This window comes from Micromonospora sp. NPDC049275, assembly GCF_043197115.1.
Classification (GTDB): Bacteria; Actinomycetota; Actinomycetes; order Mycobacteriales; family Micromonosporaceae; genus Micromonospora.
Genome location: NZ_JBICSN010000004.1, coordinates 59037 through 78783, shown reverse-complemented (window position 1 = coordinate 78783; position 19747 = coordinate 59037). Strand labels below are relative to the sequence as shown.

Annotated in this window: 16 protein-coding genes; 6 read left to right on the top strand and 10 right to left on the bottom strand. The window is 73.5% G+C overall.

The genetic code is table 11. The features are described 5' to 3' along the window. Nucleotides 1–5: 5 nt before the first annotated feature. Complete coding sequence (locus ACGFIE_RS15125) at nt 6–1274, bottom strand: hypothetical protein (protein ID WP_393294775.1); 1269 nt, start codon at nt 1272–1274, stop codon at nt 6–8. A gap of 110 nt (nt 1275–1384) precedes the next feature. Between ACGFIE_RS15125 and ACGFIE_RS15120 the strand changes: the two genes are divergently transcribed. Beyond that, nucleotides 1385–2194: a DNA-formamidopyrimidine glycosylase family protein gene (locus tag ACGFIE_RS15120; RefSeq protein ID WP_393294773.1), complete on the top strand. Its 810-nt coding sequence runs from the start codon at nt 1385–1387 to the stop codon at nt 2192–2194. Between the two features lie 165 nt (nt 2195–2359). Next, nucleotides 2360–6034, top strand: coding sequence for a hypothetical protein (locus tag ACGFIE_RS15115; protein ID WP_393294771.1), 3675 nt, complete (start codon nt 2360–2362; stop codon nt 6032–6034). An 11-nt stretch (nt 6035–6045) separates the two neighbouring features. Here ACGFIE_RS15115 and ACGFIE_RS15110 read toward each other — a convergent pair whose 3' ends face one another. From ACGFIE_RS15110 to ACGFIE_RS15080, 7 genes are all read right to left on the bottom strand, one after another. Then, entirely contained in the window at nt 6046–6831 is a 786-nt protein-coding gene (locus ACGFIE_RS15110) for a hypothetical protein (RefSeq protein ID WP_363688991.1), read from the bottom strand. A 23-nt stretch (nt 6832–6854) separates the two neighbouring features. Next, nucleotides 6855–7727 (bottom strand): PspA/IM30 family protein, encoded by an 873-nt coding sequence (locus tag ACGFIE_RS15105; protein WP_393294769.1) that lies wholly within the window; start codon nt 7725–7727, stop codon nt 6855–6857. Nucleotides 7728–7928: 201 nt separating this feature from the next. Then, complete coding sequence (locus ACGFIE_RS15100) at nt 7929–8390, bottom strand: helix-turn-helix domain-containing protein (protein ID WP_007456752.1); 462 nt, start codon at nt 8388–8390, stop codon at nt 7929–7931. Nucleotides 8391–8542: 152 nt separating this feature from the next. Continuing rightward, the gene (locus tag ACGFIE_RS15095; RefSeq protein ID WP_393294767.1) at nt 8543–9094 is read right to left on the bottom strand and encodes a CinA family protein; all 552 of its coding nucleotides are present in this window, start codon (nt 9092–9094) and stop codon (nt 8543–8545) included. A 131-nt stretch (nt 9095–9225) separates the two neighbouring features. Next, entirely contained in the window at nt 9226–9822 is a 597-nt protein-coding gene (gene pgsA / locus ACGFIE_RS15090) for a CDP-diacylglycerol--glycerol-3-phosphate 3-phosphatidyltransferase (RefSeq protein WP_393294766.1), read from the bottom strand. Nucleotides 9823–9899: 77 nt separating this feature from the next. Then, nucleotides 9900–11408, bottom strand: coding sequence for a 30S ribosomal protein S12 methylthiotransferase RimO (rimO, locus tag ACGFIE_RS15085; protein WP_363688981.1), 1509 nt, complete (start codon nt 11406–11408; stop codon nt 9900–9902). Nucleotides 11409–11465: 57 nt separating this feature from the next. Beyond that, entirely contained in the window at nt 11466–12389 is a 924-nt protein-coding gene (locus ACGFIE_RS15080; protein ID WP_393294764.1) for an ornithine cyclodeaminase family protein, read from the bottom strand. A gap of 93 nt (nt 12390–12482) precedes the next feature. Here ACGFIE_RS15080 and ACGFIE_RS15075 point away from each other — a divergent pair, with 93 nt between their 5' ends. Together ACGFIE_RS15075 and ACGFIE_RS15070 are read left to right on the top strand one after the other, a co-directional pair. Continuing rightward, entirely contained in the window at nt 12483–12797 is a 315-nt protein-coding gene (locus ACGFIE_RS15075; protein WP_393294762.1) for a DMT family transporter, read from the top strand. Between the two features lie 75 nt (nt 12798–12872). Further along, nucleotides 12873–13118 (top strand): hypothetical protein, encoded by a 246-nt coding sequence (locus ACGFIE_RS15070; protein ID WP_393294760.1) that lies wholly within the window; start codon nt 12873–12875, stop codon nt 13116–13118. 74 nt (nt 13119–13192) lie between these two features. On the opposite strand, the gene ACGFIE_RS15065 is transcribed toward ACGFIE_RS15070, so the two are convergent. After that, on the bottom strand, nt 13193–15655 hold the full coding sequence (locus ACGFIE_RS15065) for a DNA translocase FtsK (RefSeq protein ID WP_393294758.1): 2463 nt from the start codon (nt 15653–15655) through the stop codon (nt 13193–13195). 113 nt (nt 15656–15768) lie between these two features. On the opposite strand from ACGFIE_RS15065, the gene ACGFIE_RS15060 reads away from it, so the two are divergent. Both ACGFIE_RS15060 and ACGFIE_RS15055 read left to right on the top strand, forming a co-directional pair. Then, entirely contained in the window at nt 15769–16239 is a 471-nt protein-coding gene (locus tag ACGFIE_RS15060) for a YbjN domain-containing protein (RefSeq protein ID WP_393294756.1), read from the top strand. Between the two features lie 86 nt (nt 16240–16325). Beyond that, nucleotides 16326–17960, top strand: a complete 1635-nt coding sequence (locus ACGFIE_RS15055; protein ID WP_393295635.1) for a YbjN domain-containing protein — start codon at nt 16326–16328, stop codon at nt 17958–17960. 93 nt (nt 17961–18053) lie between these two features. Here the strand turns inward: ACGFIE_RS15055 and ACGFIE_RS15050 are convergent, their stop codons facing one another. Beyond that, nucleotides 18054–19742: a ribonuclease J gene (locus ACGFIE_RS15050; protein WP_363688971.1), complete on the bottom strand. Its 1689-nt coding sequence runs from the start codon at nt 19740–19742 to the stop codon at nt 18054–18056. Nucleotides 19743–19747: the final 5 nt, after the last annotated feature.

The window sequence follows — 19747 nt, the reverse complement described above, 5'->3', positions numbered from 1 at the left end:
GTAGCTCAGCAGACCGGCACGACGCCGCCGTAGACGGCGGAGATGTACGCGTGGCTGACGTACTGCCCGGTGGCCAGGCGGTTCCACCTGGTGGTGGTGCGGTACGGGCCGGCTACCGACTGACCGGTGACCCAGCACTGGATCGGCACGTTCGCGAACCGGGCGGCGAATCCACGGGCCGCGTACGACGTGCTGGGCCCGCTGCGGATGTTGAGCGGCCCGTCGCCGACGACGCCGCGCGGCCCGCCACCGGTCCACAGGTAGGCGACGTCCACCCACGCGTTCGTGGTGAGTCGCAGGCCATCGATGAAGGTGCCGTCGGCGAGGTCGATGCCGGCCGGGTTGAGCACCGTACGCCCGAACTGGTCCCGGCCCCCGTTGTAGCCGGACTGGAACGCGGCCTGCGCCTCCGGCCGGCCCTGCGGCAGGTTCTTCCAGTTCTCCCGAACGGCGGGCGGGTTCCAGTAGTCGTCGCGGGTGTTCCACGGCCCGACGTCCCAGACCGGGGCGTACTCGCAGCGGGCGCCCGTGGTGGTGCAGACCCGCACTGTGTAGTCGCCGGTGTTGAGCGGGGAGAGGCCTCGACGCGAGGGTAGCGCCGCGAAGTGGTCGCGCGGCTGGATGGTGCGGCCGTTGGCGGTCCGTTCGCCGACCAGGCCGATGCGGGTGGCGTACACCCGGTAGGTGAGGCCGGGCGTGGCGGCGGAGACGGCTGCCGTCGCGTCGGCGGTGAGCTGGACGGCGCGTACCGTCGCGGTCGCGCCGCCGGCCCGCGCGGTCAGCACCACCCGGGTCTGCACCTGGCTGACCGGCTGGTCGAAGACCGCGCCGGCGGTCGCGGCCCGCCATTCGGTCCAGCCGCTGACCCGCCAGCCGCGGACCTGAGCCTCCACGCCGGCGCCGGCCGGGACGTCGGCGCTGATCTCGGCGCGGACCCGGGTGGCCGGTCGGGTGAGGGTGCGCGGTGCGGTCAGCAGCATGCCCTCGGCGACCGCGCTGTGCGGGCTGCGAGGGCTGCGCCCGGCCGCGCGGGCGTCGCGCAGCCGCAGCCCGCCGGGGGTACGCCGGACGTTGACGTCGTCGCGGTCGACGATCGAGAGGTCGGCGCTCCACCGTTCCCCGCCGCTTGCGGCGGCGGTCAGGGCGAACGAGCCGCCGATTGCGGAAGCGGTGGTCGGGGAACCGCCGATCGTGGGCACCGCGGCCGCGGCGAGCAGGAGGGCGAGGGTGGCGGTGAGGGTAGCGGATGGGATACGACAATGAGGTCGCGTCATGTGCATTCTCCTCAGAACCCCCCTGACCCTTCCATGTCTGTAGATCACCAGGAACCTGAGTACAAATAGCGACACATGCGAATTTTGCTCGAAAGAGGAAGGATGGCAGGGTGCCCGAAGGTGACACCGTCTGGAACACGGCGCGCGTGCTGCACCGCGCGCTCGCCGGCGCGCGGCTCACCGGGTGCGACTTCCGGGTGCCGCAGCTCGCCACCACCGACCTGACCGGGTGGACCGTCCGCGAGTCGGCCAGCCGGGGCAAGCACCTGCTGCTCCGCCTCACCGCCCCGGACGAGGCGCGGTGGACGCTGCACTCGCACCTGCGGATGGACGGCGCCTGGCGGGCGTACGCGCCGGGGGAACGGTGGAGCGGCAAGCCCGCGCACCTGATCCGGGTGGTGCTGCGCACCCCCGGCGCGGTGGCGGTCGGCTACCACCTGCACGAGCTGGCCCTGGTGCCGACCGCCGAGGAGGACACCCTGGTCGGTCACCTCGGACCGGACCTGCTCGGCTCGGACTGGGACCCGGACGAGGCGGTCAACCGGCTCGCCGCGCACCCGGAGCAGACCATCAGTGAGGCCCTGCTCGACCAGCGCAACCTGGCCGGGGTGGGCAACCTCTACAAGTGCGAGGTGCTGTTCCTGCGGGGCGTGTCGCCGTGGACGCCCGTCGGCGCGGTGCCCGACCTGCCCGGCACGGTGGCGCTCGCGCAGCGGCTGCTGGCCGCCAACCGGGGCCGCTGGACGCAGAGCACCACCGGTTCGCTGCACCGGGGTCAGACCAGCTACGTGTACGGCCGCCGCGCCCAGCCGTGCCGCCGCTGCGGCACCGCCATCCGCAAGGAGGAGCTCGGCGAACGGGTCACCTACTGGTGCCCGGCCTGCCAGCCGGAGCAACCGGGTACCCCGCCGCCCGCCTGACGAGGCCCTCGTCTACCCCTGTCGGCCCAGAAACGGACGATTGGGTAATTCCTATCCGGCCTCCGACGTCGCATGCTGCGGTTGAGTGCTCACCGCCCGTCAGCAGAGTGCCGGGGGCCGCCACGCCGGGGTGGCGATCCTCCTGCCCCAACCTCGGGGAGAGTCATGGCGATCTTCCGCAGACTCCGCTCCACCTTCTTCTACCGGCCCACTCCCGACAGCCTCGGCGCGACGGTGTCCGTCCCGTCCGCGCGTACCGCCGAGGAGGCCGCCCCCGCGGCGAGCCTGGACCCGGCCGCCGTGCCGCGCTGTTTCGGGCCGGTGCCGAACGTCGCGTACAGTCCCCGCCCGACCCGCGCCCCCGACGGCCGGCCGGTGCCGGGCACCGGACTGCGGAAATTCGTCGACCCGCTGCCGACCCCGGGCCGGGCGGGCGGCGCCGACCTCGTCGGGCGGTTGCCGGTGGCGGTGCCCGACACGATCAGCTACCCGGGCTGCGACTACTACGAGATCGGGCTCCAGGAGTACGCGCAACGCCTGCACCGGGACCTGCCGGCCACCCGGCTGCGCGGCTACCGGCAGCTCAACCTGGGCACCGACGCGTCCGGCCACAACACGGTGGCGCCCCCGGAGCGGCCCTGGCACCTCGGCCCGATGATCCACGCCCGGCGGGGCCGGCCGGTCCGGGTGAAGTTCATCAACCAGCTCCCCACCGGCCGCGCCGGCGAGCTGTTCCTGCCTGTCGACGGGACCGTCGAGGGGGCCGGCATCGGCCCGTTGGACGGCCCCGCGCCGTACCCGCAGAACCGGGCGGTGCTGCACCTGGCCGGGGCGCAGACCGGCTGGACCAGCGCGGGAAACCCCGGGCAGTGGATCACCCCGGCCGGGGAGATCACCCCGTACCCGACCGGAACGGGGCTGACGCCCGTGCCGGACATGCCGTCGCCCGGGGCCGGCGCCACCACCCTCTACTTTCCGAACGAGCAGAGCGGGCGGCTGCTTTGGTTCCACGACAACACCCTCGGCCTGGCCCGGCTGACCGTCTACGGCGGGCAGCTCGCGCCCTACCTGCTCACCGACCCGGTCGAGGACCAGCTCGTCGCCGACGGGGTGCTGCCGGCCGATCAGCTGCCCCTGGTGATCGAGGACAAGACGTTCGTGCCGGACGACACCCAGCTCGCCGCCGAGGATCCGACGTGGGACCGGGAGCGGTGGGGCGCCCGGGGCAGCCTGTGGCACCCCCACGTCTACCAGCCCCGGCAGAACCCGTACCGGTCCGGTGGGCGCAACCCGACCGGTCGGTGGGACTACGGCCCCTGGTCGCGCAGTCCCGCCCCGGACGGCGGCCGGGTCGACGGCGGGCCCACCGTGGACGGCTGGCCGTTGGCGGACCGGATCGCCGGCGGGCCGCCGCCGACCGGGCCGGGGCCGGTGCCGAACCCGCACCACGACCCCGTCGACGCACCCGCCGAGCCGCCGCTGCGCCCCGGGGTGCCACACCCGTCCGCGGTGCCCGGGGCGTACGGCGACACCCCGCTGGTCAACGGTGTCGCCTACCCGTACCTGGAGGTGCGCCCACGCGTGTACCGGTTCCGCATCCTCAACGCCTGCCTGGATCGCAGCCTCAACCTCCAGCTCTACCGGGCCTGCTCGGACGCCCCGATGTGGACCGCGGGCGGCGCTCTGGCCGACGCGGACGCCGGCGAGGTGCCGATGGTGCCCGCCGTACGGGCGTCGGACCGACCCGCCTTCTGGCCGAGCGACGGGCGCGACGGCGGTGTGCCGGACCCACGGGCCGCCGGGCCGCAGTTCGTCCAGATCGGCAACGAGGCCGGGCTGCTGCCCGCCCCGGTGGTGCTGCCGAACCGGCCGATCGGGTACCGCTACGACCGACTCGACCCGACAGTGCTGAACGTGGACGGGCACACGCTGCTGCTCGCCCCGGGTGAGCGCGCGGACGTGCTCGTGGACTTCTCCACAGTGGCGCCGGGCAGCACGCTGATCCTGTACAACGACGCCCCGGCCCCGCTGCCCGGCTTCGATCCGCGCTACGACCAGCACACCGACGCACCGGACCGGACGGCCGAGGGCGGCCCGCCGCGCACCGAACCCGGGTACGGCCCGAACACCCGTACCCTGCTCCAGTTCCGGGTGAGCGGCACGCCCGAACCGGCGTACGACCTGGCCCGGCTGCGGGAGCGCCTACCCGGGGCGTACGCGGCCAGCCAGCGCCCGCCGATCGTGCCGCAGCCGGCGTACGACGTGGCGTTCGGCAGCCGGACGGCGGCCGAGACGACTGTGTCGGCGCACGCGGACACGGTGACGTTCACGCCGCTGGGCGGCGCCGGCCCGGTGACCCTGCCGCTCGAGGTCAAGGCCGCACAGCAGGTCTTCGAACCCGGTCACGGGCGGCTGGCCGGGCGGCTCGGGGTGGCCCACCCGCATGCCGGACCGCTCACCCCGGCGACCCTGCCGCTCGGCCCGACCGACCCGGTCACCGAGGTGCTGTACGCCGCCGACCCGGCCATGCCGGTCGGTGCGCCGACCGACGGCACCCAGCTCTGGCGGATCAGCGGCAACGTCCGGCAGACGGAGCCGCTGCACTTCGGCGGCTGCGACGTGCAGCTCGTCAACCGGGTCGGCTGGGACGGCACGCAGCGCCCCCCGCACGCGACGGAGCTGGGCTGGAAGCAGATCGTCCGGGTCAACCCCCGCGAGGACGTGGTGGTGGCGCTCCGCCCGGTCGCCCCGGCCCTGCCGTTCAAGCTGGGCGACAGCGTCCGGTTGCTCGACCCCGCCCGTCCCGCAGGTGCGCGGACCGGGTCGACAGCGGTCAGCCCGGCCGACGGGCGACCCGCCGTGGTGGTGAACCAGATGGTCAACCTCGGTTGGGAGTACCGCTGGCACAGCCAGCTCGCGGGCCACCGCGACCTGGGCATGAGCCGTCCGCTGGTGCTGCGGGTGACGCCGCGGGCGCCCACGGGGCTTACCGCCACGCCGGTGCCCGGCTCGGCCACCGCGCTGCCGGCGATCGCCCTGACCTGGACCGGTAACGGTGGACGCCCGCCCGCGACCAGCCACCTGCTGCAACGGGCCACCGACGCGGCCTTCGGGGGTGACGTCACCACGATCACCGTCGCGGCCGCCGCCACCCGCTACACCGACGCGACTGTCACTCCCGGCGCGACCTACCACTACCGGATCCGGGCGGAGAACGACGTGAGCTACTCGTCCTGGTCGAACAGCGTGCCCGCCTCGGTGCACCTGGCCGCGCCGGGCGGGCTGGTCGCGGCGATCCCGCCCGCCGCGCCGCTGCGGGTGGCCCTGCGCTGGACGAACCGCTCCTTCGCCACAGGAATCGACGTGCAGCGGGCCACCAACCCGACCTTCACCAGCGGCCCGGGCACGACGGCGATCGGCGTCGGTGACAACCACCTGGACACCACTGCCGCTGCGGACACCACGTACTACTACCGGGTCCGCACCACGTACCTGGGGGCCGCCTCGGCCTGGTCGACGGTGGCCGCGGCGAGCACCCCTCCCGCGCCGGGCACCCCGAGCGAGGTGACCGCCGCCGCGAGCGCGCCGGGCCCGGACACCGCCACCGTGGTGCTGGGCTGGACGGCGCACACGCCCGCCGGGCCGGGGTCCGGGTTCATCGTCCAGCGGGCGCTGGACCCGGCGTTCGGTCAGGAGGTGGCGACGTTCACGGTGACCGGTCGCGGCTTCACCAACACGGGGCTGGCCCGGGGCGTCACCTACCACTACCGGATCCGGTCGTTCAACGTCGTGGGCAGCTCGCCGTACACCGGCCCGATCCCGGTCACGACCCCACCGTGACGGGCGGGTCGTCAGCGAGTGGGCGCGCGCAGGCCGGCGCTGCCGGCACGCAGCTCGGCGAGGGCCGAGGCGACCCCGTGCAGCAGATCGGTCGCCTCGGTCAGCCGGTCGGCGGCCGGGTGGGTGGGCTCCGGGCGAGCGTCCTCGGCGAGGTAGCCGGCGGCGGCGACCACCAGCCGCTCGTAGGCCGCCACACCGCCCTCCAGCTGGGCGGTCAGCGTGCGGTGAGCGTCGGCCAGCGGCGTCCGGGCGTCGGGCGGAGCGAGCCGCAGGGCCCGTTCCACGCTTGCCACCCGCTCGGCGAGGTCGCGCAACGACCGGTCGGCGGCAGCGGCCTCGAGCACGGCCGGCTCCGCCAACCCGGTGAGCCGGGGCGCCATCCCGGCCAGGGTGAGCGACGCCCGGTCCAGTCGGGCCCACTGCTGCCCGGCGGTGGTGCCGCGCAGCGCGACACGGCTGCGGACCCGGCGTACCTCGGCGAGCACACCCGAGCCGACCGGCAGTCGCTCGACGGCCGCCACCAGCCGGGCCCGGGACCGGGCGGCGGCCTCGGCCGGATCCAACGCGGGCGGGGCCGGGCGGGCGGCCAGCGCCCGCAGGTCGATCCAGCGCCAGGCGGCCAACGCCACAGCGCTGCCCGCGGCGCCGGCCCAGGCCGCGTCCGGCAGACCGAGGCCGGCGTACGGAGTCAGCACCGCCGCGGCGCCGCCGAGCCCACCGGCCAGTACGCTCCACCGCCGGGCGGACCGGCGCAACCGACCCAGCCGACGGAAGTACCGCGTCCGCTCGTCTGCCACCGTGACCTCCTCGGACCGGTCGTTCAGCCGGCGGCGGTCGGGTCGCCGGTGCCCCGTTCGCGGGCCATGCTGGCGCGCAGCTCGTCCAGCCGGGCTGCGGCGGTCGGGTCGCTGCCCGGACCCGCCTTCTCACCCTGCGGCACCGCCGGGCGCTGGGCTGTGCCGCCGAGCTGCTCCCCCGCCATGCTGGACCGGATCTGCTCGAGTCGGGCCGAGCCCGCCGAGTCGATGGTCGCCTTCTGGATCTCCAGCATCCGGCCCTCGACGGAGTTGCCGGCCAGTTCCGCGCGACCCATCGCGTTGGCGTACCGCCGCTCGATGCGGTCACGCACCTCGTCCAGGGAGGGGGTGTTGGTCGGCGCGGTCAGCGACGACATCGACTCCAGCGAGCGGGCCACCGTCTCCTGCATCTTGGCCTGCTCCAGCTGGCTGAGGAGCTTGGTGCGCTCGGCGAGCTTCTGCTGGAGGATCATCGAGTTGTTCTCGACGGCGCGGCGGGCCTGCGCGGCGGCGCCGAGCGCCTGGTCGTGCAGGGTCTTCAGGTCCTCGGTGGCCTGCTCGGCCGAGACGAGCTGAGTGGCCAGGGCCTGGGCGGACTGCTCGAACCGCACCGCCTCGGCCTCGTCGCCCTTGGCGCGGGCCTGGTCGGACAGCACCAGGGCCTGCCGGGCGTTGCCCTGCAGCCGCTCGACCTCGGTCATCTGCCGGGACAGCTTCATCTCCAGCTGACGCTGGTTGCCGATCACCGCCGCAGCCTGCTGGACCAGCGCCTGGTGCTGCCGCTGGGCATCCTCGACGGCCTGCTGGATCTGCACCTTGGGATCGGCATGCTCGTCGATCTTGGCACCGAAGAGCGCCATCAGGTAGTTCCAGCCCTTGACGAACGGGTTCGCCATCTCCGCGGTATCCCCTCAGTAGCGTCGCTCCACCGCGATCGGACGGGGTTGAGCCGACCGGCCGCGAACCGGCCGGTCTCCATCGTCCCAGCCGAACGCCAACGGGGCATCCGTACCGGGTGCTCGACGGGCGCCGTCGGCTCCTGCGGGCCACCCTACGCGGCCGGGGCCACCTCGCCCATGGTCAACCGGAAGGACGGCTCAGGCGGCGCAGACCACGTCCCGGTCGCGCTCGGTGGGGCGGACGCGGGTGCTGCGCAGGGTCGCGCGCAGCGGCGAGTCCTGTCGGACCGACACGGCGACCTTGCCGTCGGAGGTGACCTGGCGAACGCCCCGGTTGGCGCCCTTGCGCACGGCGGCTGTCGCGCCGACCGGCGCGGCCTCGGCCGGCTCGTCCTGCATGCCGACGAGCACCCCGGCGGGCATCTGCTCGGCGAGCGCCACGGTGTCGCTCACCTCGCGCAGCAACTCGGACAGGCGGGCGCCGAGCGCGTCGCAGATCGCGGCGAGCAGCTCGCTGGACGGCTCCTTGTGCCCCCGCTCGATCTCGGAGAGGTAGCCGAGGCTGACGTTGGCGGCGGTGGACACCTCACGCAGTGTGCGCTGCTGCCCCTGCCGGCGCGCCCGCAGTGCGTCACCGATCACCCGGCGTAGCAGGACCATCGCACCTCCCCCTGAGGGATACCTCTCGCCCGGCGTCGGGCAGCCGGCCGCGGCGGACCGCGCCGGCCCCGAGCGTCGGAGCCTTCCCGCAACCGTACCCGCTGCGGGCCCCGGCGACATCCCGCCCCGCCCGTCGGTTCGCCCGGGGCGGCTCATCGGCGCCCCGGGCCGGCGGTTCCCACGCCGTCGCGGGCGGCTTCGTCGGCGGCGTGGATCCGTTCGGTGAGCAGCCGTAACGCCTCGATGACGGCGGCCGAGCGCACGTGGTCCCGCCCGCCATCAAGGTCGAGCTGACGGACCTCGGCACCGGTCGGGCCGGCGACCGCGACGTAGACGAGACCGACGGGCTTGCCGTCCTGCGGCTCCGGGCCGGCGACCCCGGTGGTCGCGAGCCCCCAGTCCGCACCGCAGCGCTTCCGGCCGCCCTCGGCGAGCGCCAACGCCACGTCCGGGTCGACCGGGCCGCGCTCGGCCAGCAGATCGGCCGGTACGCCGGCAAGCGTGGCCTTCAGCTCGGTGGCGTAGACGACCAGCCCGCCCCGGTAGATCCCACTGACCCCGGCGATCTCCACGATCGACGCCGACAGCAGGCCACCGGTGAGCGACTCGACAGTGGCCAGGGTCTCGTGTCGCTGCACCAGGCTGTGCACCACGCCCGCCGCCGCGCTTCCCTCCGCGTTCTCATCCCGCTCTTCCCGCGCCATGAGCTCGTCCTTCCCCGCCCGAGGAGGCCCAACCCTCCCGGCCGAAACCGTCGATCATGAAGTTGTCGCCCCGACACGCCGGCCCGGACGGCATCAACGTCATGATCGCCGCGGAGAGGGTGGGGGTGGGGTCAGTCCCGGCGGGGATTGCGGAGGCGGAGGGCCTGGGTGATGTAGTCGAAGCCCGTCGCCACCGTGACCAGGACGGCGGCGCCCATGATCCAGGGGCCGACGGCGACGAGGGCGGCCGGCATCGGCCACAGGTACCAGGCGATGGCGAGGATCTGCAGCGCAGTCTTGATCTTGCCGCCGCGGCTGGCCGCGATCACCCCGTGTCGGATCACCCAGAACCGCAGGCCGGTGATGCCCAGCTCACGGGCGAGGATCAGCGCCGTCACCCACCAGGGCAGCCGGTCATACCAGGACAGCAGCACCAGGGCCGCGCCGGTGAGCGCCTTGTCGGCGATCGGGTCGGCGACCTTGCCGACCGAGGTGACCAGCCCGAACCGGCGGGCGATCCAGCCGTCCACCAGGTCGGTCGCCGAGGCCACCGCGAAGATCAGGCAGGCCGCCATCCGCCAGCCCGTGTGGGTCATCCCCGACACGATCACCGACGCGGCGAAGACCGGCACCAGCACCAGCCGCAGGGCGGTGAGCGCGTTGGCCGCGTTGAGCACGGGCACCCGCGCGACCACCCGGGCCGGCGTCGACTCGGTCGCCCCGGTCACCGTCTCGCTCCGCTCGGGTCGCCATGGCGTCTCCGGCACCGCACCAGCTGGCTCCCCCGCTCCGTCCGGGCCCGCCGTCACCGTGCCGCGCCGGGCGCCGCCGAGATCATCTCATCCGGCACCGCGAGCAGATCCACCCCTTCGGTGCCGGTCACGGTGGCCCGCACCAGGTCACCCGGGCGCAACGCGGCCAGGTCGACGCCGCCGTCGGCAGGTGCGACAAGGGTGGTGGAACCGTCCACCTCCGGCGCCTGGTGGGCCGCCCGGCCCTCCACCACGCCGTCGACGATCGCGTCGACGAGCACCTCGACCGTCGAGCCGAGCCGGTCCTCGGCACGCTGCGAGCAGAGCTCGTCGGCGAGGGCGCTGAGCCGGTCGTAGCGCCGCTTGATTGTCGCGGCGGAGACCTTGCCGGGCAGGCCGGCCGCCTCGGTGCCGTCCTCGTCGCTGTAGTCGAACATGCCTATCGCGTCCAGCCGGGCCTCGGTCAGGAACCGGGTCAGCTCGTCGATGTCGGCGCGGGTCTCACCGGGGAAGCCCACGATGAAGTTGCTCCGCGCGCCCGCCTCCGGGGCCAGCGCGCGGGCACTGGCCAGCAGCTCCAGGAACCGGTCGGTGGAGCCGAAACGCCGCATCCGGCGCAGCACCGGCTCGCTGGAGTGCTGGAACGACAGGTCGAAGTACGGGGCCACCCCGGGCGTGCCGGCGATCGCCTCGACCAGGCCGGGCCGGGTCTCGGCCGGCTGGAGGTAGCTCACCCGCACCCGCACGATGCCGGAGACGGCGGCGAGCTGCGGCAGCAGCTTCTCCAACGCGCGCGGGTCGCCGAGGTCCTTGCCGTACGAGGTGGAGTTCTCGCTGACCAGCACCAGCTCCCGTACGCCGGTCTTGGCCAGCCACTCCGCCTCGGCGAGCAGCTCGTCGGGCGTACGAGAGACGAACGCCCCACGGAACGCGGGAATGGCACAGAACGCGCAGCGCCTGTCGCAGCCGCTGGCGAGCTTCAGCGAGGCGACCGGGCCGGTGTCCAGCCGACGGCGCAGCACCTGGCGCAGGTGCGCAGGGGTGTGCTCGTCCGTGTCGACGGCGGTGCGGGTCACGGTGCCGTGCCCGGGCAGGGACACGGTGGCCGACTGGCGCTGCACCGGGGTGAGCGGCAGCAGCTCGCGGCGGTCCCGGGGGGTGTGCGCGGTGATCTGCTCCCCGGCGACGACGGCGTTCAGCCGGGCGGCGATGTCCGGGTAGTCGTCGAAGCTCAGCACCGCCTGCGCCTCGGGCAGGCTGTCGGCAAGCTCCCGGCCGTACCGCTCGGCCATGCAGCCGGCGGCGACGACCTTGGCGCCGGTGCCGGCGGCGGCGAGCAGGGTCTGGATGGAGTCCTGCTTGGCCTTCTCCACGAAACCGCAGGTGTTGACGACCACCACGTCGGCGCCCTCGCCGTCGGTGGTCACCTGCCAGCCGTCGGCGTGCAGCCGGGCGGCCAGCTCCTCCGAGTCGACCTCGTTGCGGGCGCAGCCCAGGGTGAGCAGGGCGACGCGGCGGCCCTCGGCGTGGTCGGAAGGAGAAGGAGAGGTGGCAGACACCATCCGAGGGTACCGGGCCGCCCGGAGAAGCCCGCGCACGCGGGCCACGCGGTCCTCCGGTCAGCCCCGTGCCGCGCCCACCCGGGTCAGCGCGTCGAGCAGGAAGACCTCCGTGCCGGCCAGGCCCGTGGAGCAGAAGACGGAGAGCTGGTCCGCCGTGGTCCGGCCGGGGACCGCGCCCGCCAGGATGCCGCCCAGGTCACGCAACCGTCCGGCGTACGGGGGCAGGGCCGCGAGCATCGGCGGCTGGTAGTCGGCCGCCTGGGCCGGCGAGTCGGTGACCAGCAGGTCGGCGACGTCCAGCAGGTCGGTGCCGAACTCGCTGCGGTCGTGCTGCTTGAAACCGACAGCGTTGACGTGTGTGCCGGGGCTCACATCGCAGGCGTGCAGCACCGGGGTGGGGCTGGTGGTGGCGAGCACCACGATGTCCCGCCCGGTGACCGCCGCGCCCGGGTCGGCGACGGCGCGGGCCGGCACGTCCAGCTCGGCGCGTACCCGGGCGGCGAAGGCGTCCCGTCGCGCCGCCGAGCGGCTGTGCACCACCACCTCCCGCAGCGGACGCACGGCCGCCGCGGCCCACACCTGGGTCCACGCCTGCCGCCCGGAGCCGATCACGCCGAGGGTCGCCGCGTCCGGCCGGGCCAGCGCGTCGACGGCCGCTCCACCCAGTCCACCGGTACGCCGGGAGCCCAACTCCTCGCCGACGGCGACGGCACGGACCGCGCCGGTGCGGGCGTCGTGCAGCACCACCAGCTGCTCGCCCTGCGGGTGGCCGAACGTGTCGTACGAGCGGTAGCCGTACCACTCGCCGACCAGGTGCCCGGCGGTGAGGACCATCCGTCCCCCGCCGAGCGGGGCGGCGGCCCGGGGTGGGGCGACCAGCCGCCCCTCGTGGGCGGCCACCAGGGCGACCCGCATGGCGTCGACTGTGGTGGTGGCGTCCAGGACGGCGGCGACCTCGGGATCGGCATAGAGCAGGGCCATGCTCGCCATACTGCAAGTTGAAGTGAGGTAGAGGTCAACGCGTGGTGGCGGGAGTCACCACCCTGGCCGTCGGCCCGGTGCTAGCGTCGGCCGATGGCCTGGCTGGTGTTGGTGATCTCTGGACTGTTGGAGACGGCCTGGGCGATCGCCCTGGACCGCAGCGCCGGCTTCAGCCGGCCGATCCCGTCGGTGGTGTTCGCGCTGACCCTGGTGCTGAGCATGGCCGGGCTGGCGTACGCGCTGCGCGACATCCCGGTCGGCACCGGTTACGCGGTCTGGGTCGGCATCGGCGCGGTGGGTACCGCGCTGGTCGGGATGCTGGCGCTCGGCGAGTCGACAAGCCTGCCCCGGATCCTCTGCCTGTTGCTGGTGGTCGCCGGCGTGGTCGGGCTGAAGATCTTCCACTGAAGAGGGACGCGTGACCAGCACCCACAGTGGGTAGTGATCGGTCCGTCACCACAGGCTCTCACACCGGAGGAAGACATGGCCGACGTCCCCGGCACCGCCCGCCAGCGCACCAGCGCCGCTCGGATCCTCACCATCGTGGGTTTCGTGTTCGCGGTGCTCGCGCTGCTGCTCAACCCGATCATCTTCGGTGTACTCGGCGTGATCGCCGGCGTCGTCGGCGCCGTCCTGGGCGACAAGCCACTGGGCTGGTACGCCGCCGCGGCAAGCGTCGTCGCCGCGATCATCAGCCTGGTGATCATCGGTGCATTGATCAACAACTGAGCGCTCTTCTTCGACGGGCCCGCCGGCTTCCGGCGGGCCCGTCGCGTACTCCGGGTCGGCCGCGCCCCGCCCGGTCAGTCCACGTCGCCTCGCAGGCCGGACAGGACGTCCTCCAACTCGTCCGGCTTGACCAGCACGTCACGCGCCTTCGACCCCTCCGACGGCCCGACCACACCACGGGTCTCCATGAGGTCCATGAGACGGCCCGCCTTCGCGAAACCGACCCGCAGCTTGCGCTGGAGCATCGAGGTGGAGCCGAACTGTGAGGTGACCACCAGCTCCACCGCCTGCACCAGCAGGTCGAGGTCGTCGCCGATGTCCTCGTCGATCTTCTTCTTGTTGTCCTGCGCGGGCGCCAGCACGTCCTTGCGGAACTCAGGCTCCCGCTGGTCCTTGCAGAACTTCACCACGTCGGCGATCTCGCGCTCGGTCACCCAGGCGCCCTGGATCCGGACCGGCTTCGAGGCGCCCATCGGCAGGAAGAGACCGTCACCGCGGCCGAGCAGCTTCTCCGCGCCGGGCTGGTCCAGGATGACCCGGGAGTCCGCGAGGGACGAGGTGGCGAACGCCAGCCGGGACGGCACGTTCGCCTTGATCAGGCCGGTCACCACGTCGACCGAGGGGCGCTGGGTGGCCAGTACCAGGTGGATGCCTGCGGCACGGGCGAGCTGGGTGATCCGGACGACCGAGTCCTCCACGTCGCGTGGCGCGACCATCATGAGGTCCGCCAACTCGTCCACGATCACCAGCAGGTACGGGTACGGGCGCATCTCCCGTTCGCTGCCCGGCGGGGCCTTGATCTCGCCGTTGCGGACCTTGCGGTTGAAGTCGTCGATGTGCCGGACCCCGTTGGCGGCGAGGTCGTCGTAGCGCATGTCCATCTCGCGCACGACCCAGTCCAGCGAGTCGGCCGCCTTCTTTGCGTTCGTGACGATCGGGGTGACCAGGTGCGGGATGCCCTCGTAGCCGGTCATCTCGACCCGCTTCGGGTCGATCAGCAGCAGCCGCACCTCGTCCGGGGTGGCCCGGGTGAGGACGGACACCAGCAGCGTGTTCAGGCACGAACTCTTGCCCGCGCCGGTGGCCCCGGCGATCAGAATGTGGGGCATCTTCGCGAGGTTGGCCACCACGTAGCCGCCCTCGATGTCCTTGCCGAGCGCCACCACCATCGGGTGATGGTCGCTCGTCGCCGCCCGCGAGCGCAGCACGTCGCCGAGCGCCACGTTCTCCGGGTCGGTGTTCGGGATCTCCACGCCGACCGCGCTCTTGCCCGGAATCGGGCTGAGGATCCGCACGTCAGGTGACTTCACGGCGTACGCGATGTTGCGGGAGAGCTGGGTGATCCGCTCGACCTTGACCCCGTGCCCCAGCTCCACCTCGTAGCGGGTGACCGTCGGGCCGCGGGTGAAGCCGGTGACGGCGGCGTCCACGTCGAACTGGTCGAAGACGCCTGTCAGCGCGGCGATCACCTCGTCGTTGGCCTTGCTGCGGGTCTTCGCGGCCGCGCCGGCGCTGAGCATGTTCGCCGGCGGCAGTGTGTAGTCGCCGGACATGCCTGTCAACGCGAGTTGCTCGGCGCGGGTGGGCGCGGGCGAGTGCTCCGGCGGCTCGGCCGGCTTGCGGCTGGCCGGCACCTTCGCCGGGGCCTTGCGCGGCAGGACCATCGTCTCCTGGAGGTCGGCGCCCTCCAGGTCGTCGAAGTCGTCCGGGTCCAGTGGCGGGGGCATCCGCTTCGCCTGCCGCTTGCGGGCCGGTCGGTTGAGGACCGTCTCGTCGGTCTCTTCGCCGACGACCGCCTCCGGTGTCGCCACCAGGCTTCCGGCGAGCAGGCCCAGCCGCTCGGGGATCTTGTTGATCGGCGTCGCGGTCACCACGAGCAGGCCGAAGAGCAGCAGCAGGATCAGCAACGGTACGGCCACCCAGGCGGTGACCGCCCGCTCCAGCAACCCGCCCACGCCGGCGCCGACCAGGCCACCGGCGTAGTCACGCTGCACCGTGTCCGTCGGGTCCTGACCGATCTGGAGCAGCGCGGCTGTCGACACGAGCAGCGAGCCCCACCCGATCAACCCGCGACCCCGGTGCTCCGGATCGGCCGGCTGGCGCATCAGCCGCCAGGCGCCGATCATCAGCAGCACCGGCACCACCACGGAGATCGCGCCCAGGAACAGCCGGATCGTGTCGGCCAGACGCGCGCCCACCGGGCCCGCGCCGGAGAACCAGAGCGCGACGGCGCTGAGCAGGGCCAGCCCGAACAGCAGCAACCCGCCGCCGTCGCGACGGTGCTCCGGGTCGAGGTCGCGGGCGGAGGCTGCCTGTCGGCCGGCGGCCCGCACCGCCCAACCCATCCCGTGGGCCAGCCCCATCCACAGTGCGCCGACCGCGCGGCCAACGTAGACGGCCGGCCCCGGACGGGCGGGTGTGGTGCGTCGGCGTACGGGTGCCCGGGTCTTCTTCGCCGGTTGACGGGCACGGCTGTTGGTGCCACCGCGCGGCGACGCGCCGCGTCGCCGGCTCGCCTGAGAGGTACGGCCCGCCATAGAGTCACGGTAACGGTGGGGGCGGGCAGATCCCCGCTTTTCCGGGTCGTGTCCGCGCGTCGCAACACGGACCCCGCCGCCGGTCGTGATATCCGCCTCAGAAGGGATGCCCGATGGCGTCGCCGAGAATCGAGGACGATCCGCTGGCCGGGCACCCCGACAGGTTGCGCCCGCTGACCGGCGAGCTGGTCGCCGCGGTGCTCGCCGCGCGTGGCCGGCGGGTCGGTCGCGCCGTGGACGGTGACCTCGTGGGCCGCTTCGACGACAACCTGATCTGGTTCCTGCGTCTCGGCGCTGCCGGCGAGGTGCTCCAGGTCCGCACGATGGTCGCGCCCGCCTTCGGGATCGAGCAGGTGCCCGCCCTGTACGCCTTCTGCAACGCGTGGAACCACGACCGGCTCTGGCCGAAGGCGTTCGTGCACGTCGACGACGGCGGTCAGGCCCGGATCTACGGTGAGGTGATCACCGACCTGGAACGCGGGGTCACACCGCACCAGCTCGACCAACTGCTCGACTGTGGCATCACTACCGGCTGCCAGCTCGCCGTCGCCGTCGGCCGGCTGCCCGGCGCGGTGTCGGCGTGACCGGCCGCGAGGAGACGACGGGCAGCCGCACCGACCGGGTCGAGGCGCCCTCCGACGGCCGGGCCGCAGGTCACCGGGTCACCGCGCTGGTGGCCGCGCTCGCCGACGCCCGGGACCTGCCGGACGGGTCCGGTCGGCTGGCCGCCCTCGAACGCGTCGCCGAGCGGGCCGACGCCGCCGAGGACGTCCGGTCCGGGTTGGACGCCCGGTTCGCCCTGATCGAGGCGTACCTACTGCACGGCGAGCGGTGGCGGCTGATCGAACCGCTGCGACGCTGCCTGGCCGCCGCCGACAGGTGGCCCGCGCTGCTCACCGACGCCGAGGCCGAGCTGCTGCCGCGCTACCAGCGGTACGCGGTGGAGGCGCTGCTCGGCACTCCCCGGGTCGGGCTGGACCAGACCCGACTTCTGCTGGACGACCTGGCCCACCGGGTGGGGGCCGACGGGCCCGACGCGCCGATGGTCGCCGAGCTGCGCTGCCGGATCGCCGACCACCTCGGCGACGAGCCCACCGCCCGCCACTTCTTCCAGGAGTGGGCGGGCACGCGTTCCGGGCCGGCCGGTGGGTGCCCGGGCTGCGCCCCGGCCCGACGCGCGGAGCTGCTCGCCGGTTGGGGTGAGTGGCAGGCCGCCCGCACCGAGCTTGAGGCGCCCGGCACCGAGGCTCAGGAGTGCACCGACCAGCCCGAGCGGGCGCTTGTCGCCGGGCTGCTGCCGATGTCGCGGGTCGGCGAGCCCGAGCAGGCCGCGGCGGCGCACGTGCGGGCGTACCGGCGGCACCGGCGGGAGCGTTCCGCCTTCCCGTACCTCGCCACGCACCTGCGCTTCTGCGCGCTCGGCGGGCACCTGGACCGCGGGCTGGCAATCCTGACCGAGCAGTTGCCCCGACTGGACCGGCCCACCGACGACCTCGCCGCGATGGAGTTCGCCGCGGCCGGGGCGCTGGTCTGCGCGCTGGCCGACGAGGCGGGCCTGGGTGACCGGACGGTGCACCGCCCGGCGTACGGCGAGCGCCCGGCCGCCGAGCTGGACGTGACCACCCTCGGTTCGCTGTTGCTCGGCATCGCCACCGACCTGGCGGGCAGCTTCGACGCCCGCAACGGCACCGGTCACCAGTCCGGTCGGATGGCGGCCTGGCTGGCCGAGCGCCCATCGGCGGCGGCCGTGCCGCTGCCCGCGCCCGACTCCGACGACAACCCGAACGACGAGCCCGGCGCGGACGAGCCCGGCACCGAAGCGGGCGCCGCGAACGCCGGCACCGAGTTCGGCGCTCCCGACGCCGGCACCGAACCCGGCGCGGACGCTGCCTCCGAGCGGGAGGTGATGGCACTCACCACCGACATGATCACCTCGACGCTGGATCGGCGCGGCGACAGGTACCTGGTCGACGACGGGGGCACCGTGGTCGGCAGGTGGGGTGCCGCGGTGATCCAGTTCCGTCGGGCCGGCGAACGCGGCGAGGTGCTGCACACCCGGGCGATGGCCGCCCGTCGGCTGCCGACGGCACGCCGCGCCGAGGCGTACGCCTTCTGCAACGCCTGGAACCATGACCGGCTGCTGCCCAAGGCGTACGCCCACGACCTCGACACGGAGATCGTGCTCGCCGGGGACGTGGCGACCGACCTGACCCACGGGGTGGCGCCGGCACAACTGCTGGTGCTGGTGGACGCCGCGATCGCCACCGGTGTCGCGTACGCCGAAGCGGTGGCCGACCTGCCCTGACCGCGAAGCGGCCCGACCTGCCCTGATCGCCCGCCGGTGGACACGGCGACGCCGGTCCACCCGAGCGGGTGGACCGGCGTCAGCGCGACGTGCTCAGACCTCGACGACTGTGGGCACGATCATGGGTCGCCGCCGGTACTTGTCGTTGACCCACCGCCCCACGGTCCGCCGGACGATCTGCTGGAGCTGGTGCGGGTCGGTGATGCCGTCCGCGGCCGCCCGGTTGAGCGCCTCGGTGACCAGCGGAACCACCGGGTTGAACGCCTCCGGGTCCTCGGAGAAGCCCTTCGCGGACAGCGTCGGGCCGGCAACGACCTTGCCGGTGACCGAGTCGACGACCACTGTGGTGGCGATGAAACCGCCGTCGCCGAGGATCCGCCGTTCGGTGAGCAGCGACTCGCTGACGTCGCCGACGGCGAGACCGTCGACGTAGACGTACCGGCTCTTCACGTGCCCGACCAGACTGGCCCGGCCCTCGACGAGGTCGACGACGTCGCCGTCCTCGCAGAGCACCACCCGGTCGGCGGCCACCCCGGACTCGATGCCGAGGCGGGCGTGGGCGCGCAGGTGCCGCCACTCCCCGTGTACGGGCATCAGGTTGCTGGGCCGGACCACGTTGAGCAGGTAGAGCAGTTCGCCGGCCGGGGCGTGCCCGGAGACGTGCACCTTGGCCACGTCCTTGTGCACGACCACCGCGCCGGCCCGGGCGAGCCGGTTGATGACCCGGTACACCGAGGTCTCGTTGCCCGGCACAAGCGAGGACGCGAGGACGACTGTGTCACCGGGGGCGATGGTGATGTGCCGATGGTCGCCGCTGGCCATCCGGCCCAGAGCGCTCATCGGCTCGCCCTGCGAACCCGTGGACATCAGCACGATCTGCTCCGGCGGCAGCGTGGTCGCCTCCTCGATGCCGACGACCAGGCCGGCCGGGATGTTGAGCAGGCCGAGGTCCCGCGCGATGCCCATGTTGCGCACCATGGACCGCCCGATCAGCGCGACCTTGCGGCCGTGCTCGGCTGCGGAGTCGAACACCTGCTGCACCCGGTGTACGTGCGAGGCGAACGAGGCCACGATGATCCGGCCCTTTGCCTTCGCGAAGATCGAGTCGAGCACCGGCCCGATCTCCCGCTCCGGGGTGACGAAGCCGGGGATCTCCGCGTTTGTGGAGTCGGACAGCAGCAGGTCGACACCCTCGGCGCCGAGCCGCGCGAAACCGGCCAGGTCGGTGATCCGGCCGTCCAGCGGGAGCTGGTCCATCTTGAAGTCGCCGGTGTGCAGCACCAGGCCGGCCGGGGTACGGATGGCCACCGCGAGCGCGTCCGGGATGGAGTGGTTGACCGCGAAGAACTCGCACTCGAACGGGCCGAGGCGTTCCCGGCCACCCTCGCGCACGGTGAGTGTGTACGGCTGGATCCGCCGCTCGGCCAGCTTCGCCTCGACCAGAGCGAGGGTGAACTGTGAGCCGACCAGCGGGATGTCGGGCTTGTGGGCGAGCAGGTACGGCACCGCGCCGATGTGGTCCTCGTGACCGTGGGTCAGCACGATCGCCTGGACGTCGGCCAGCCGGTCCAGGATCGGACCGAAGTCGGGCAGGATCAGGTCCACACCCGGCTGCTCGACGTCGGGGAACAGGACACCGCAGTCGACGATCAGCAACTTGCCGTCGTACTCGAAGACGGTCATGTTCCGACCGATGGCGCCGAGCCCGCCGAGCGGGATGATCCGCAGGCCACCTTCCGGCAGCGGCGGGGGTAGTTCCGCCTCGATGTGCGCCTCGGTCACGCGTC

Bases quoted from the DNA above. Each gene is read 5' to 3' on its own strand.
- ACGFIE_RS15125 (WP_393294775.1), bottom strand. From the start codon at position 1,274: ATGACGCGACCTCATTGTCGTATCCCATCCGCTACCCTCACCGCCACC.
- ACGFIE_RS15115 (WP_393294771.1), top strand. From the start codon at position 2,360: ATGGCGATCTTCCGCAGACTCCGCTCCACCTTCTTCTACCGGCCCACT.
- ACGFIE_RS15105 (WP_393294769.1), bottom strand. From the start codon at position 7,727: ATGGCGAACCCGTTCGTCAAGGGCTGGAACTACCTGATGGCGCTCTTC.
- ACGFIE_RS15100 (WP_007456752.1), bottom strand. From the start codon at position 8,390: ATGGTCCTGCTACGCCGGGTGATCGGTGACGCACTGCGGGCGCGCCGG.
- ACGFIE_RS15095 (WP_393294767.1), bottom strand. From the start codon at position 9,094: ATGGCGCGGGAAGAGCGGGATGAGAACGCGGAGGGAAGCGCGGCGGCG.
- rimO (WP_363688981.1), bottom strand. From the start codon at position 11,408: ATGGTGTCTGCCACCTCTCCTTCTCCTTCCGACCACGCCGAGGGCCGC.
- ACGFIE_RS15080 (WP_393294764.1), bottom strand. From the start codon at position 12,389: ATGGCCCTGCTCTATGCCGATCCCGAGGTCGCCGCCGTCCTGGACGCC.
- ACGFIE_RS15075 (WP_393294762.1), top strand. From the start codon at position 12,483: ATGGCCTGGCTGGTGTTGGTGATCTCTGGACTGTTGGAGACGGCCTGG.
- ACGFIE_RS15070 (WP_393294760.1), top strand. From the start codon at position 12,873: ATGGCCGACGTCCCCGGCACCGCCCGCCAGCGCACCAGCGCCGCTCGG.
- ACGFIE_RS15065 (WP_393294758.1), bottom strand. From the start codon at position 15,655: ATGGCGGGCCGTACCTCTCAGGCGAGCCGGCGACGCGGCGCGTCGCCG.
- ACGFIE_RS15060 (WP_393294756.1), top strand. From the start codon at position 15,769: ATGGCGTCGCCGAGAATCGAGGACGATCCGCTGGCCGGGCACCCCGAC.